Below are 16370 nucleotides of genomic sequence, written 5' to 3'. Positions count from 1 at the left end.
AAGCAGGAGAGCAGAACAATCTTCTATTTTGAGAGGTTATTTCGATGAATCGCAAATTTTTAAGCCATCATTCAGCTTGAAACGCTTTAAATTGGCAAAATATAGCGCATTTGTAACAAAACGATGCCGATACAGATTGATACCTCAATCACGAGAAAGTTATATTAATAACGAGGCGGTTATATCGCGCCCACCTAAAGGTTAAGGGTTATCAGAATAATTTAAAATAACAGGATAATACTTACCAATTATTAATATACGTACCTATTTAAACTATGCAATCTTTAAAAAGATCATGCTAGAATATATGCAGGTTTAATTTAGATATAGCTTTGTAGATAAAGACAGAATAAGGTTAAAGTTAAACTTGTGATAACAGGTATTAAGTAGCTCATATTGCTCGTACCTATTAATGAGTTTGTTTAACCACCTATGCGTTAATCGGTATCAGATGGCGCTGATTTACAGCACAATTCAAAAACAACGCAGAATAGCTTAGTGCTGTATCGCTGAGACTCAGAAACAGACAAGTTGAGACAGGCAGGCTTGCTGGCAGCGGCCTTGAGGCATGAATAGCAGGCCGCTGGTTATGTTCTTACTTTTCAGGTTGAATAATATCAAAGTGACGATAAGCTCGGTCGGTGGCGATACGACCTCTTGGAGTGCGCTGGATAAAGCCCTGTTGGATCAAAAACGGCTCCAGTACATCTTCGATGGTCTCTCTCTCCTCGCCTATCGCGGCAGCCAGGTTATCCAGTCCAACAGGCCCCCCCATAAACTTATCTATGATTGCGAGAAGCAACTTCCTGTCCATATAGTCGAAGCCTTCTGAGTCAATATCCAGCATATCTAACGCCTGGGTTGCCACCGACTCATTGATTTCACCATCGTGTTTTACTTGTGCGAAATCTCTCACCCTTCTCAGTAAACGATTAGCGATTCGGGGCGTCCCTCGAGATCGCCTTGCCAGCTCTATTGCACCTTCGTTATCGATCGGGAGTTCCAGCACATTGGCCGAACGGGTCACAATTGAACTGAGGTCCCTGGTATTATAGAACTCTAACCTCAGAGGAATACCAAATCTTGCGCGTAAAGGTGAAGTCAAGGCACCGGCCCTGGTCGTCGCACCAATCAGGGTAAAGGGCGGCAGATCCAACTTGATGGATCGTGCAGCAGGCCCCTCGCCAATCATGATATCTAACTGATAGTCTTCCATTGCCGGGTAGAGTATCTCCTCGACTACGGAACTAAGGCGGTGGATCTCATCGATAAACAGAACATCACCAGGCTCAAGGTTAGTCAAAAGCGCGGCCAGATCACCTGCTTTTTCCAATACGGGACCAGAGGTAGATTTAATATTAACCCCCATCTCGTTAGCGACGATCATGGCCAAGGTTGTTTTACCAAGACCCGGAGGACCATAGATCAACATATGGTCGAGCGCTTCGCCACGATTTTGTGCGGCTTCGATAAATATCTTTAACTGAGCGCGAGTATCGTCCTGACCCGTATACTCATCGAGTAACTTAGGGCGCATCGCCCTATCAATCTGTTCATCTCGCTCTTCTGGCCCCTGAGGCTCTGCGTGGATTAAACGATCGGCTTCTATCATCAGTTTCTCTTCATTAACTCAATTTATAACATCGACTTCAGTGACAGTTTAATCAAGGTCTCTGAATCCATGCCCTCTTGATATACCGCCGAGATAGCTTTACTCGCCTGAGCCGGCTTATAACCCAGTGACAATAAGGCTGCCACGGCATCCTCTTCGGCCGAATTAACAACAGGTGCAGGCGTGTAATTACTTTTAAGCATGAACTCACGTTCTGAACCGGCTGATGCCTCCATCAGGCTCTTTAACTTATCACGCATCTCAACAAGCAGTCTTTCAGCTGTTTTTTTACCGACACCGGGTAACTTTACCAGCGTAGCAACATCATCACGCTCGACACAAGCCACGAACTCAGCGGCTGTCATTCCGGAGAGTATAGTCAGCGCAAGTTTGGGTCCTACACCATTGGTCTTTATCAATAAACGAAACAGAGAGCGCTCCTGCTTAGTAATAAAGCCATACAGTAATTGAGCATCTTCCCGCACCACAAAGTGGGTATATACGATGGCTTCCTGATTAAGCTCTGGAAGCTCGTAAAAACTGGTCAGGGGCATCTGAACTTCATATCCTAAGCCCTGCACTTCGAGTAAAATCTCGGGGGCTTGCTTCTCGATAAGTAAGCCTCTTAATCGTCCAATCATCTGTAACGTCCGTAGGTTCTTGCGTTGGCTCTCCCGCCCATGGCGATCAGGCTTTGCATGGTATGAAAGTGGCAGATAGCGACGCCAAGAGCATCGGCAGCATCGGCCTGGGGAGCTGCGGGTAATTTTAGGATCTGTTGAACCATATGCTGAACCTGGGTCTTCTGTGCTTTACCCGTTCCAACAACGGCACTTTTTATCTGAGTCGCCGAATATTCTGCGACAGGCAGTTCGCCATTTGTAGCCGCTACGATCGCGGCACCACGTGCCTGACCAAGCTTGAGTGCCGAATCAGCATTTTTTGCCATGAAAACCCGTTCAATGGCAAATTCATCGGGCTGATACTGACGAATAATCTCTGATATACCATCAAAAATCTGTTTGAGTCGATAAGGCAGGTCATCTGAAGCGGTTCGAATGCAACCGCTTCCTAAATAGGTCTGGTGCCTGCCATTACACTGGATAACGCCATAGCCGGTTATCCTGGAACCTGGATCTACACCAAGAATAATTGACATATTCTAGTCTAAAGATTCCATGATCTCATCTGAGATCTCCGCGTTATGATACACCTCTTGAACATCATCATGATCTTCTAAGTTATCAATTAAACGGATAAATTTTGCTGCAGTACTGGCATCGAGTTCCGCTTTAGTCGATGGGATCATCGTAACCTCGGCATTGACCGATTCAAGACCCGCCGCATCGAGTGCATCTTTTACCGTACCGAAATCTTCCGGCGTGGTATACACGTCCACAGAGGTATCTTCATTGGTGATGACGTCTTCGGCTCCGGCATCGAGAGCCGCATCCATGATCAGGTCTTCGTCGACTCCCTCAGCGTAAGAGATAACACCCCGTTTTTCAAAAAGATATGAAACTGAACCATCGGTTCCCAGATTGCCACCCGATTTACTGAAAGCATTACGAACACCTGAAACAGTACGGTTCTTGTTGTCTGTCATGGTTTCTACCATAACCGCTGTTCCACCTGGACCATAACCCTCATACATGATGGTTTCAAGCACCTGTCCATCCAGCTCACCAGCCCCTCGCTTGATTGCACGCTCGACCGTATCTCGGGTCATATTGTTCGATAACGCCTTATCGATTGCGGCACGCAGACGAGGATTGGAGTCGGCATCAGAGCCGCCCTCTCGAGCCGCGACGGTAAGCTCACGGATAAACTTGGTAAAAAGCTTGCCACGCTTAGCATCCTGCGCAGCCTTACGATGCTTGATGTTGGCCCATTTACTATGACCTGCCATATCTCAATCTCCTTAATTCGAGTCCTGTTTCAATCTTTATACAAGGCACTCGAAAACAGCCGGGAATGTTCCCGGCTGTTGTTATGCTTACTCTTGATCTTCTTTGTTGACTTCACTCTCGATGATACTCACCCCTAACTCTACGAGTTGAGCGGGGTTAGCAAAACCGGGGGCATTAGTCAGCGGACAAGCGGCGGTCGTTGTCTTAGGGAACGCCATAACATCACGAATCGAAGTCGCACCTGTCATCAACATTACAATTCTGTCTAATCCGAATGCGAGACCTGCATGTGGCGGCGTACCATAGCGAAGCGCCTCTAGCAGGAAGCCAAATTTCTCATTCGCTTCCTCCTCCTCGATGCCTAACACACGGAATACGGCCGATTGCATCTCACTGTTGTGAATACGTACGGAACCACCACCCAATTCACAACCATTAAGCACCATATCGTAAGCATCGGAGATAGCGGCAGTAGGATCCGCTTCAAGCTGCTCTGGTGTGATGCCGGTAGGCGCCGTGAAAGGATGATGCATCGCGTGCAGACCACCATCAGATGTAGGCTCAAACATAGGGAAATCGACAACCCATAAAGGCTTCCACTCGCCCTCTAACAGGTCGAAATCCTCACCGGCTTTAAGACGCAAGGCGCCCATAGCTTCCGCGACGATGTTAGCTTTATCCGCACCAAAGAGGATCAGGTCTCCCGTCTTGGCGTTAGTGCGCTCAAGCAGGCTTGCGACAACCTCTTCGTTAAGGAATTTAAGTACAGGAGACTGAATGCCTTCAAGCCCCGCATCAAGATCGTTCACCTTCATCCATGCTAGACCTTTCGCACCATAGATGGTGGCATATTTAGCATATTCATCCAGTTGTTTACGTGACAGCTTGGCACCACCCGGGATACAAAGAACAGCAACACGGCCCTGTGGGTCGGTAGCCGGTCCCTGGAAGACCTTAAAGTCGACATTTTTAACAATATCGGCAACATCGATCAGCTCAAGAGGGTTTCGCAGATCAGGTTTATCTGAACCAAAACGGCGCATAGCCTCGGCAAACGTCATCTTCGGAAATTCGCCTAAATCAACATTAAGCAGATCTTTGAAAAGACCACGTGTCATCTCTTCAGTCTTGGCCATCACCTCGGCAGAACTCATGAAAGAGGTTTCAATATCGATCTGAGTAAACTCAGGCTGACGGTCCGCACGCAAATCTTCATCACGGAAACATTTTACGATCTGGTAGTAGCGATCGAAGCCAGACATCATCAAGAGTTGTTTGAACAGCTGTGGCGACTGAGGAAGCGCAAAAAACTGGCCTTTATAGGTACGGCTTGGAACCAGATAGTCACGGGCGCCTTCCGGGGTAGCCTTAGTCAAGATAGGCGTTTCAATATCCAGGAATCCGTTATCATCGAGGAAACGGCGTACTGCACTGGTTACTTTTGAACGAAATACGATTCGATCTGCCATTTCCGGACGGCGTAGATCCAAGTAGCGATACTTTAAGCGCTGCTCTTCGGTATTGTGCTGGTTCTTATCCATGTTGATAGGCAGCGGCGCCGCACTATTTAAAATCGTCAGCTCTTGACCCAAAACTTCAATCTCACCGGTACGCATATCGGTGTTAATTTGGCTGTCGGGACGGGCACGAACCAGACCTTTAACCTGGACACAAAACTCACTGCGCAGGGTGCTCGCAACGTCAAACACTTCAGGTAAATCGGGATCATAAACAACCTGAACAATCCCTTCTCTATCACGGAGATCGAGAAAGACTACGCCGCCTAAGTCACGACTACGATTTACCCAACCCACCAGGGTCACTTCTTGTCCAACGTGAGACTTATTGACGTCTCCACAATATTGACTGCGCATCTAACTCTTTCCTTTATCCGCAAACCTATGGCTGAGGAATATTTTAAACAAGACAAAAGCGGCATTATAGTTAAATATTGCCGATTACAAAACAACTTCGCCGTCAGTTGGCGAAGTATCAAACAGTTCTTTTCCCGAACGACTAGTGTTCGTGTAAATTAGCGCCCATTATCACGATGATTTATAGCAATTTCCACCACTTTTTTTAGCACGATACATCAGTTTATCGGCGGTTTTTAATAACTCGACCGAGGTATCACCATCTGCGGGATAGATGGCTATACCGATACTGGGATTAACACTGGGTATTGAAACTTCAGCGGCAGAGGAGTTCGCTAAATTACTCAACAGGGTATCCGCTACCTGACAGACCATATCCAGGTCCTTTGTCCGATTTAGAATGATTACAAACTCATCGCAACCGAAACGTGCCACTGTATCAGATCTCCTTACTGCGTTTTTCAACTCCTGAGTAATATTCATCAGTATGTTATCGCCCTTTTTGTGACCCAGTTGTTTATTTATCTGCTTTAAACCACCAATATGTACAAAAAGTACTGCGAAGGAGCTCAGGTCTCTGCTGTGATGCAGCACCGCCTGCTCTAGCCTGTCATCGAGCAGTGATCGGTTCGGTAGCTGAGTGAGACTGTCATGATTAGCAAGATGGTTGAGTTTATCTTCCAACTGTAACCTTCTGGCGACCTCTGAACTGAGACGACGGCGAAATAACAGAAACAGAAGGGATGTAATGATTATCATAAAACCGATAAACAGCCACCATTGCAGCGACGGCGAACCATTCGGTTCCAAAGGAAGCTGTTTAACCCAGTTCTGATAGATCTCCTGCTGTTTATCCCGATCCATGGTCCCGATTGCCTTATTAATCAATGGAAGGAGTTTTGCTTTATCAGGATGGAGCCCGAAATGGCTATGCTGCTCGGAAAAATCGGCCAATACCGACATCTTCAATTTACCATAATCTCTCTGTTTCAGTTCTGCGGCCATGTTGATCACTTTCTCAACAAAGGCATCGGCTTTACCTTCCGTCACCGCCTTTAAGCCGGCTCTTGTATCGGCAACGATCAATAACTCTATGCCAAAATCGGCTCCCATAAGATCAGATAGCAGTTTATAACCTTCCACTATGGCTAGCCTCTGTCCTTTCAGCTCATGCAGGTGAAAAACAGAGACCCGATCCATAGGTGTTGCCAGTGCCCACGGAGAGGGCCAGTAAGGTTCGCTGAACAATAACTTCTTCTTACGCTCCGGTGTTTCAGCCACACTTCCGGCAATATCCACATCCCCGTCGATTAACGCTGTGATAAGGTCTTGCCACTCATCAAACACGACCGCTTCAATTTTAAGTGCTAACTTATCTGCAACAAGTTCTATAATTTCACTATTTATACCTGAGAATTCACCATTAGCACTGGTAAACTCCATAGGTTTCCAATCGTTAAGATAACCGACCTGCAACGGCTCTAGAGTGGACAGATAGTCACGCTCCCCCGGTGTGAACTGTAGCTGTGTTGGCTCTGCATCGAAGATTCGGTTATGGCTGTTAAGCATCCATTTCTGTTCGATCTGAGCTAACTCATTTTGGCTGATAAGTTCAAAACCTGCTTTGATGCGCCTATCCAGTCCCGGGTTCTCAGGTCGTGTTAAGACAAAAATATCGGTCTCAAACTCCAGTTCGTCATATTGATGAAACTCAGACCAGGCATTATTCAGTACCAGATAGTGTTGCGTCCAGGCAGATGAAGCCACAAAGCTACTGATATGTCCCTCTCTGGCAGCCTGGATCATCGCCTCAACAGAGTCATAAAGTTTCAGCTTAGCTCCTGACACTGCCAGCTTTAATTCTCCCAGATATGGGGCGGTGGGCACGGCTCCGATCAGTGTGCCATCGAGATTTTCCAGAGACTCGATCGACTTACCGAAGCTAAATAACCGACTCTTAACCCGGTAGAGAAGCTGACTCCTCTGTAAGCCACTACTGAGCTGATCACTCTCAGGATAACCTATATGCAGATCGGCTTTTCCAGTTCGAACCTCATCGAGTGTGCTATTCATATCACCTGTGGAGAAAAAAACAGGGATGCCGGTTTTTTCCGACCAAAGGTTCCAGATATCGACATAGAGTCCATGGGGCTGGTCATCTCCACCAAGGGAAACGAACGGCTCTATACTCAATGTCGTGGCAATGATAACCCCTTTGTTTTCAGGGCTGAAGCCTAGCCAACGCTCCTCGATCGAACTGAAACTTGTGGCCGCTATCGAGGAGAACCCGGTATTGATCTCACTTAACGTAACTGAGGCATTTTTTGTGACCGCCGGATGTATAGGAACCTGTTTAATCAATATCCGGTTGGAGGTCGGAAACAGGTCGACCACCTGTCGATTAAGATTGACATCTTTCAGATAGCCCTCCATGCCAGCAAAAGCATAGATCTCGCCTGCAAGAACGCCCTTGAGCAGTTCGTGCCGGGAGTTATATCGTTTAAATGTTAACCCTGGCTCGAGTGCCGTTAACTCCGCTTCATGGGATGAACCAGATACGATACCGATTTGATATGGGAGCAGCTCCGAAAATGATGTAGCTCTCGGCAGCTCTTTATGCAGATAGAGATAGGTTCGAACTTGTGATATCTGTCCGGCAAAATCAAATGTTTCGTCGCGTTCAGGGGTCCTGGCCATCCCGACGTGTGCATCTGCATCACCAAGTGCAAGCTGTTGAAGGGAGTCGTTCCAATGCCTCGCAACAAATACCACCTCTGTACCTGTCTGCTGGCTCCAGGCTTTCCACAAATCTATCAGTATGCCCCGAGGCTCTCCCAACTCATCGACAAACTGATAGGGGTAACTGTCTTCCCCCATCACCAATACTAACGGCGCACGCTCTTCGGCTGACAGGAGAGTGACCAAAAGAGAAAGAAACAAAAAAGAAAAAAGCTTAATAAATGATTTCAAATGCTATTCCCGAAAAGTCACGCTAGTGTAAACATCTTGTTAGTATGTAGGCTATTAGACATAATTTTATGATAAATATCCAGTGCCGGACTTGCTGGTAACAACTATCATTCGTTAGAATAAAACGTTGAATTTACCTATGTTAATCAAATGAACACATCCCAAGACACTATCTACGCACAAGCATATGAAAATATAAGTGATTTTCGATTTGATGAGAAAGTCGCCGGTGTTTTCAATGACATGATCCGACGTTCGGTTCCGGGTTATGGCCAAATTATCGGAACGCTCGGTGATTTCGCCAACAAATTTGTAAGCAAAGACAGCAATATATATGATTTAGGCTGCTCACTGGGCGCCGCAACCTTAAGTATGCGCAGGAGCCTTGATAATCGGAACTGCAAGATAATTGCTGTCGACAACAGTGAATCTATGATTGAGCGCTGCAGGGAAAATCTCGGAGCCTATGTCAGCGACACGCCTGTCGATCTAATCTGTGCAGATATACGGGATATCAAGGTTGAAAATGCCTCTATGGTAGTACTCAACTTTACCATGCAGTTCCTTGCTCCAAAAGACAGAGAGAGTCTGCTTAAAAATATCTATGACGGGCTCAAGCCCGGTGGAATTTTAGTTCTGTCTGAGAAACTTAACTTTGAAGACGATTCCATCCAGTCACTACTTGTCGACCTTCACCTCGATTTTAAAAGAGCAAATGGCTACAGTGAGTTAGAGATAAGTCAAAAGCGCAGTTCTTTAGAAAATGTGATGAAACCGGACACCTTGACTCAACATGAAGCACGACTTAAAGGGCAAGGTTTTAAACACTTTAATGTTTGGTTTCAATGCTTTAACTTTGCGTCTATGATCGCCATAAAATAAACCCGGCTCAGCGATAACATCATATGCGCCCATATTAATTACGCACCTATTAAAGGTAAATATACAGTGATCAGTTTCAGCTCCTTCTATAAACAAATTGCAGATTCAAGCCTACAGCACTGGCTGGAAACCCTTCCGGCCATTTTAGGTCAATGGCAACGTGAGCATAAGCATGGAACCCTACCTAAGTGGGAAAAAGTGCTTAATAAATTACATTATCCAGCCCCCGATAGTCTGGATCTGAAAGACAGTGTTTCCATAGGTTCAGGTGAACAGCTCACTTCAGGTGAAAAGGAGAAACTTGAGAATTTATTGCGCATATTTCAACCCTGGCGTAAGGGCCCTTTCAGTGTTCATGGTATAGATATCGATACCGAGTGGCGCTCCGATTGGAAGTGGGAGCGGGTACTGCCTCACCTGTCACCACTTAACAACCGCACAGTTTTGGATGTAGGTTGTGGTAGCGGCTACCATATGTGGCGCATGCTGGGAGAAGGGGCAAAACATGTGGTAGGCATAGACCCGTCCACCCTGTTTCTCTGTCAGTTTGAAGCAATTAAACGCCTGGCGGGTGAACACCATCCCGTGCACCTGCTTCCTTTGGGCATAGAGGAACTTCCTCCGCTCGATGCATTTGACACTGTTTTCTCCATGGGTGTTTTGTATCACAGACGTTCACCTATTGATCACTTGTTACAATTAAGGGATCAATTGAGAACAGGTGGTGAACTAGTCTTAGAGACCTTAGTCATCGATGGTGACGAAAACACGGTTCTGGTTCCGGAAGATAGATATGGCAAGATGAATAATGTATGGTTTCTCCCTTCCGCAGCCGCCTTAGAACTTTGGTTGAAAAAAGCTGACTTTATCGACGTTAAATGTGTGGATATCGATGTCACCTCACTTGCAGAACAGAGAAGTACGGATTGGATGCCGAATGAATCATTAGTCGATTATCTCGATCCGAGCAATGTCGATCTAACGATAGAGGGTCATCCGGCCCCCAAACGTGCAACGTTTATCGCCAAGAAAAATCAACCAAACAAAGATTTAGTTTAATTAGTTTTGCGATGCCAATGGCACCTTAGGCTGCCTATAAGACGAGCAACAAATCGTTATCGCGCATACTGAAACACGTTAGTAAATGGGAAGCACTATGTTAAAGCAGATAATCTCTATTGCCGTGATCTCGACCTTAGCCGGTTGTGCAGTGACTCAGACTTCAGAACCATTACCTCAGCCTATAGATGCAGCTGCACTCGAGTCCGGATTAGCTAAACAGCAAGCTGAGCTTGTCATTGCTATCGATGAATCTAAACAGGCTCAAGCGACGGCCCTGACTCAAATATCTACTCAGCTAAAGGCGCTGGAGACTCAGATCTCAGACATCAATGCCGAGCCTGAAGAGGACCTTGTGCCGGTGGCACTGGAGTGTCCTCCATCCCCTCTTGGCGGTAAGTTCCTGCTCGGCGCTGAAGAAAATGTTTACATCGATGAGGTAAAAGCAAGCTTTAATACCCGCATAGATACAGGCGCTGAATCCTCTTCGTTAGATTCCCGTAACATCATCCTGTTTGAGCGAGATGGTAAACAATGGGTCCGTTTCGATGTTTTCACCGATGGCCCCGAAGCACCGGCGCAGACATTCGAATCTAAAGTCGAACGTTTTGTCCGAATCAAACAAGATGCCGACCAGAAGAGCGATCGCCGACCGGTCATTCATGCACACCTGAAAATAGGTAAGTATAAGGCAGAAACCGATCTTAACCTGGTTGACCGCAGCCACTTGGAGTTTCCACTGCTTCTTGGTCGCAAGTTTATGCAGGACATTGCTGTCGTCGATGTCGGTCAAGCCTATATCCACGGAAAAAAGAAGACCGCCACAGCCTCAAACAGATAGGAATTTAGTTGATGCATTCTAAAAAACCCTTTTACATACTCGTAGCCCTGCTCTTCATCTGCGGGATCACTGCGAGTATTTATCGTGGCGTAACACATAAAGTGCCATTTCTTCCCGGTAAGCAGGTACAGAGCTGGGCAGTAGACGCTAAGGTTCATTTTCAGGGCACCGGCGAGCCGGCAGAAGTCTCCTTCTCTCTCCCTAATGATCCTGCATTCGAAATTCTTGTCGAAAACGCAACCTCACCTGGCTATGGACTAACTATAACCGACGATGAGTTTGACAGACGCGCAGTCTGGTCTGTACGTTCCGCCCAGGGTCAGCAGGATCTCTATTACAAGGTCACCGTCATTCCAACCGGCTCGACTAAAGTCATCGCCAGAACTGAGCCTCAAGCCCCCAAACCCTATATCTGGCCGGCCACTGAACAAGCCGCGGCAGAGCAAGCCACAGAAGAGGTATGGGCCAAGAGTGCAACTAACCTCTCTTTTGCACAACAGCTTAACAAGGCTTTGAATGCGCAGGAGAGAAGCCAAAATATCGAACTTCTCCTGAGTAGTAATTCGCCCAGCCAACTGTTTGTTCGTATGCTCCACGGCAAAGGGATACCAGCTCAGGAAGTCAGTGGCCTGTTTCTGGAAGATCAGCGTCGCAGGCAGCAGTTAAATACCTTTGTTGAGGTCTACAACGATGGTGAATGGCACCTGTTCGACCCTGCAAACGGAACTCAGGGACGCGATGAAAACTTGCTACTGTGGGATCGTTCAGGCAGATCGGTACTGGATGTGATCGGTGGTATCAACTCACAGGTTGATTTTTCCATGCTTCAGGATACCCGCTCTGCCTTGGCCACCTCACTGGATGTAATGAACAATCAGGGAGCATTGGACTTCTCACTCTACAATTTACCTCTGGAGGAGCAGGCACTGTTCAAAGGGATTTTGCTGATCCCGATTGGCGTACTCATGGTGGTGTTTTTACGTGTCATCGTCGGACTTAAAACGTCGGGCACATTTATGCCGGTACTGATTGCGCTGGCATTTATTCAAACCACTCTGTTGACCGGCCTGGTAGGCTTCATCTTAATCGTTGCCTGTGGTTTGATGATACGCTCATATCTCTCCGATCTGAACCTGCTGTTGATATCCCGAATATCGGCGGTCATCATAGTCGTAATCGGCATTATCGGTATATTCACCCTGCTCTCATATAAACTGGGTCTGAGCGAAGGGTTAACCATCACCTTCTTCCCTATGATTATTCTGGCATGGACCATCGAAAGAATGTCTATCCTGTGGGAAGAGGAGGGCCCTAAGGAGGTCGTGTTGCAAGGCGGCGGTAGTCTATTCGTTGCTACGCTTGCATACCTGGCCATGAGCGCATCCTGGGTTCAACACTGGGTATTTAACTTCCTGGGTATTCATCTGGTCATTCTGGCCGTGGTGCTATTGATGGGTCAATATACCGGGTATCGTTTACTAGAGCTTAGACGCTTTAAGCCATTGGCCGGAGAGTAGTCATGAGACTGTCATTTGCCAAGCCCTCAGCACTGCGTAGAAAAGGCGTGCTGTGCATGAATAAGCGTAATATCGATTATATCGGGCGATATAACCCGCGAAAGTTTTATAAACGGGTAGACGATAAATTAACGACAAAACAGCTCGCCATCGCTAATGACATCGCAGTGCCTGCACTGATAGGTGTCGTACGTGAACAACATGAAATTGAAGAGATCCCTGCCATGGTTCTCAAGGAGGATGGTTTTGTAATAAAACCATCTAAAGGTTCCGGCGGTAAAGGCATACTGGTGATCACTAAGGTAAAAGAGGGGCGGTACTATAAGCCTAATGGACAGGAGGTCGTTCCCAGTGAATTATACCGCCATGTGTCCAATATCCTCAGCGGGCTGTTCTCATTAGGGGGGGCGCCTGATGTAGCGATCGTCGAAGGCTTGATCCTGTTTGATCCCATCTTCGATGGCTACTCCTATGAAGGTGTGCCGGATATAAGATTAATCGTCTATAAGGGCTTTCCGGTAATGGGTATGCTCAGGCTTTCTACGGCAGCATCAGACGGAAAGGCTAACCTTCACCAGGGAGCCGTAGGTGTAGGTATCGATATCGGCAGCGGAAAAGGGCTACATGCCGTTCAATTTGATACCCCGGTGGAGCTGCACCCGGATACAAACAAAATATTAACCGACATACAGGTCCCCCACTGGGACTTCCTGCTTCATACAGCTTCGAAAGCCTATGAAATGTGTGAAATGGGTTATCTCGGTACCGACATGGTACTCGATAAGGTCAAGGGGCCGCTCCTGCTGGAGCTCAATGCAAGACCGGGCCTGGCGATTCAAATTGCCAATAACAGGGGAATTTTACCCTATCTGAATCATGTCGACTCTCTGGGTAACCACAACATGACAGTAGATGAACGTGTCGAATATGCCAAAAAGCATTTTGCTCATAGCGCTCAGCTTTAGTCTTTTTCTCATCGTAAATTCGGCGGCTCGTGCCGCCGTATCTCCCCTTCCCCTACTCGTTGAGCAGTGTCTGCAACTCAAGGTTACGCTGCCGCCGGCCACAGTTCAGGATGTCACGAAGCAAAGCCATGCACTCGAGGCCTCACTGCAGGGGCTATTTAATGTTAAAGATCGCCTGAACTTTTATAAGAGCCGCCCAGTGCCCTCCCGTTACCGGGAAGGGGTACTGCATTGTCAGCTACACCTGGCCGATTTGATGGAGTCGGTGCTGAACTCAACCAATCTTGCCCTTGTGCTCCAAGCCATAGAAGCTGAAGGCGATGCTGAACTTAAGCAGCTAAGTTTAAGGTGGAGCAAGTTAGCCGATATGAACACAGATCTGGTCTATAAATCCCGTCTGCATACGGCTCAGGCCGCCATTAAACAGGGGCTTAGAAGTCAGGCCCTAACGTTAAAATTTGGTGACACAGACTGTCAATTGAGCCCATCGGCAGCTTCAGATAACGGCCGCCAAGGCTCAAACAGTATCTTTGATAACAATATTGCCGCCTACCTGATAGCGCAGACTAACCCTCTGTGTCAGCAACTAGTTTGGAACGCTTATCAAGGACGGGCAAGAGCTAAAAATAGAGAAGCGTTAGATAGCATTGCCAAACTAAGACAGCACAGAGCCGTTCAAGCTGGTTACGACGATCACAGCAGTTTCTCACTTTCGAAACAGTTTCTCTCCACACCGGAACTGGTTAAAGCCTTTCTCGACTCAGTCACCGAGTCGGTAGATACTCCCCCCTGGCTGTTTGGTTCTTCATTGAGCCAAAGTGCCAAATTCGGGGTAACGCCAGTAGGCTCAGCTTCGTTACTTGCAAGCATATATCAGGAATCTGAAACACTCGGCTTTCGTGTAGAGATCGTCAACAAAAATACTCACAGAGTATGGCACCGTGAACGCCTGCTGGGTGATCTCTTTCTTACCACGGACACAGATACCCGTGCACAGGTGCTACGCTTCCCTGTGGTGGGTCGACAATTCGGACAGGTCAGTTTAATGCTAAAACCTGAAATGAGCAGCTATACAGATATGGAAGCGCTCGTATTCAATGTGGCGTTTGCCTTCGACGCCCTATCCGGAAGTAGCCATTACTACCTTAACAACACCTTAGGCGAGACAAGTGATACGTCTCAACTTGGCCGGTATTGGTTAGAGCACTACCTTGCTGATAAGGTTTTACCCTCCTTACCGGAAGAGAGTCGCGAGCTTAAATTAAAGGCCTATCGCAACCAGTTAAAAATTTTCAGAGCCAAGGTCGCTCTGGATTTCTATTCCGCTAATGCATCAAACCTCTACCCCAGCCTCAGAAACGAGTTCATCCGTGCATTTGGTAATAGCTGGGACGAGACAGAAAACTATGCTTATAACTTCTTTGCCATAGCCGATGAGGGACCGGATTATTATCGGCTCATTTGGCAAAGATCCCTCGCTGGTTATATCTACCAGTCTACCAAAAACTGTAAGGACCAATACCGGGTCTTTGACACAATCACTGTCAATGAATCTTCGACAGATTTAACAGCTAGACTCCTGTCTGTTTTAGGTTCACCTGTTGATGCCAAATCTCTCATTAAAAGGATACAAGATGCAAACCATACTCAAGTTAAGCGTCCTGTCACTTGCTCTCTTTAACTTCAGCACTTTTGCCACGACAGCCGAAACTGCGAAAGCTAATACGAGCCCGGCGCCTCATGATGAGGTTTATTATGGAATCAAAAGCAATCTTGAGCAGCATCTCTATCAGCTGCCCCCAAGAATTCAGGGACACTACGGCATACGCATGTATCGTATGACCGGAGATGAAAAATATGCCAATGCAGCGCTCGTAGACCTGTACGCAGTAAGTGACTCGCAGGATTTTTATGCCTGCAACCTGGATCAGCCCGGCTTCATTGAGTCTGAAGCAGAAAAAGCCATATCGATACTTGGCAAGGGCCCGAGGGCTAAAGCACGAAAGAAAGCCCTGCAACCCTTTCCGGAGTTCCTGTTTTATACAGATGTATTACTTAGGTTCTCGAGTCGTATCGACGAATTCGGTTTAACCGGTCCCTGTCATAAACAGTTGATCAAGACGTTGAAAAATGCCGATCTCCGTGCCGGCTTAACCGACGAGGCTATGATACGTTCCTGGGCCGCACAACTGATCAACTATGTCTATTGGGCAAAACAGCTAGGTGTCGGTGACTATTTAGATGAGTATAAGCAAGCATTCATAGCTGTATACCCTGACAATCAAGATAATGAATTAAAGAAAAGGCAGTTCCGTAACAAATTATACGGCATGACACACTTCATTTTTGCTGCCAGCGAGTATTATCAGCATAATGTCAGTCCGAAAGAGTTTGCCTGGATTCTGGATTATTTTGAAGCCAATATCGAACGAATATTGAAGGATGCAACTGACGACATTATCGCCGAAGTTGGCATTAGTTTTCACCTTGCCGGACTATCTGACCACCCCGTTGTTGCCTTGACGCAAAGGCACATAATCAATGCCTTCGACAAAGAGGTGCAGATGATCCCTTCGCCTATGGGCAACCCGGATTTAGCTATGGGTGAGCACAGAAATGTATTAGCCATGATGCTGCTAAAATGGCCTGAGCAGTTACATAAAGGCCCCTACTTCAATCAGTTAAAGGCAACAAAGAAGTATTTACCTAAGCAGGTTAAAATAAAGCAATAGGCTTTTTC

General features: G+C 46.9%; 13 protein-coding genes. 7 read left to right on the top strand and 6 right to left on the bottom strand.

From position 1 onward, the window contains the following. Window positions 1-595: 595 nt before the first annotated feature. The 6 genes from ruvB to Q1B47_RS13465 form a co-directional block, all read right to left on the bottom strand. Window positions 596-1612: a Holliday junction branch migration DNA helicase RuvB gene (gene ruvB / locus Q1B47_RS13490; protein WP_299794592.1), complete on the bottom strand. Its 1017-nt coding sequence runs from the start codon at window positions 1610-1612 to the stop codon at window positions 596-598. 23 nt (window positions 1613-1635) lie between these two features. Then, entirely contained in the window at window positions 1636-2253 is a 618-nt protein-coding gene (gene ruvA, locus Q1B47_RS13485; RefSeq protein ID WP_299794590.1) for a Holliday junction branch migration protein RuvA, read from the bottom strand. Next, window positions 2250-2771: a crossover junction endodeoxyribonuclease RuvC gene (gene ruvC, locus Q1B47_RS13480; RefSeq protein WP_299794588.1), complete on the bottom strand. Its 522-nt coding sequence runs from the start codon at window positions 2769-2771 to the stop codon at window positions 2250-2252. The genes ruvA and ruvC overlap by 4 nt, the downstream gene beginning before the upstream one ends. A gap of 3 nt (window positions 2772-2774) precedes the next feature. After that, the gene (locus Q1B47_RS13475) at window positions 2775-3521 is read right to left on the bottom strand and encodes a YebC/PmpR family DNA-binding transcriptional regulator (RefSeq protein ID WP_299794586.1); all 747 of its coding nucleotides are present in this window, start codon (window positions 3519-3521) and stop codon (window positions 2775-2777) included. 87 nt (window positions 3522-3608) lie between these two features. Next, window positions 3609-5396 carry an aspartate--tRNA ligase gene (aspS, locus tag Q1B47_RS13470; protein WP_299794584.1) on the bottom strand — a complete coding sequence of 596 codons (1788 nt, stop codon included), beginning with the start codon at window positions 5394-5396 and terminating at the stop codon, window positions 3609-3611. Window positions 5397-5567: 171 nt separating this feature from the next. After that, window positions 5568-8366 (bottom strand): transporter substrate-binding domain-containing protein, encoded by a 2799-nt coding sequence (locus tag Q1B47_RS13465; RefSeq protein ID WP_366873578.1) that lies wholly within the window; start codon window positions 8364-8366, stop codon window positions 5568-5570. Window positions 8367-8516: 150 nt separating this feature from the next. On the opposite strand from Q1B47_RS13465, the gene cmoA reads away from it, so the two are divergent. The 7 genes from cmoA (at window position 8517) to Q1B47_RS13430 (ending at window position 16362) form a co-directional block, all read left to right on the top strand. Continuing rightward, window positions 8517-9248 carry a carboxy-S-adenosyl-L-methionine synthase CmoA gene (cmoA, locus tag Q1B47_RS13460; RefSeq protein ID WP_299794582.1) on the top strand — a complete coding sequence of 244 codons (732 nt, stop codon included), beginning with the start codon at window positions 8517-8519 and terminating at the stop codon, window positions 9246-9248. A gap of 66 nt (window positions 9249-9314) precedes the next feature. Beyond that, window positions 9315-10307: a tRNA 5-methoxyuridine(34)/uridine 5-oxyacetic acid(34) synthase CmoB gene (cmoB, locus tag Q1B47_RS13455; RefSeq protein ID WP_299794580.1), complete on the top strand. Its 993-nt coding sequence runs from the start codon at window positions 9315-9317 to the stop codon at window positions 10305-10307. Window positions 10308-10404: 97 nt separating this feature from the next. After that, a complete protein-coding gene (locus Q1B47_RS13450; protein ID WP_299794578.1) occupies window positions 10405-11148 on the top strand; it encodes a RimK/LysX family protein in 744 nt (247 codons plus the stop codon). Window positions 11149-11159: 11 nt separating this feature from the next. Beyond that, complete coding sequence (locus Q1B47_RS13445; RefSeq protein WP_299794576.1) at window positions 11160-12665, top strand: UUP1 family membrane protein; 1506 nt, start codon at window positions 11160-11162, stop codon at window positions 12663-12665. A gap of 8 nt (window positions 12666-12673) precedes the next feature. Beyond that, window positions 12674-13630, top strand: a complete 957-nt coding sequence (locus Q1B47_RS13440; RefSeq protein ID WP_299794626.1) for an alpha-L-glutamate ligase-like protein — start codon at window positions 12674-12676, stop codon at window positions 13628-13630. Continuing rightward, window positions 13593-15311: a hypothetical protein gene (locus Q1B47_RS13435; RefSeq protein ID WP_299794573.1), complete on the top strand. Its 1719-nt coding sequence runs from the start codon at window positions 13593-13595 to the stop codon at window positions 15309-15311. The genes Q1B47_RS13440 and Q1B47_RS13435 overlap by 38 nt, the downstream gene beginning before the upstream one ends. After that, entirely contained in the window at window positions 15265-16362 is a 1098-nt protein-coding gene (locus Q1B47_RS13430; protein ID WP_299794571.1) for a DUF3541 domain-containing protein, read from the top strand. The genes Q1B47_RS13435 and Q1B47_RS13430 overlap by 47 nt, the downstream gene beginning before the upstream one ends. Window positions 16363-16370 lie beyond the last annotated feature (8 nt).

The organism is uncultured Shewanella sp., assembly GCF_947501225.1.
Taxonomy (GTDB): Bacteria; Pseudomonadota; Gammaproteobacteria; order Enterobacterales; family Shewanellaceae; genus Shewanella.
Note: the sequence above shows the minus strand (reverse complement) of the source record. Positions and strands in the feature narration are given on the sequence as shown.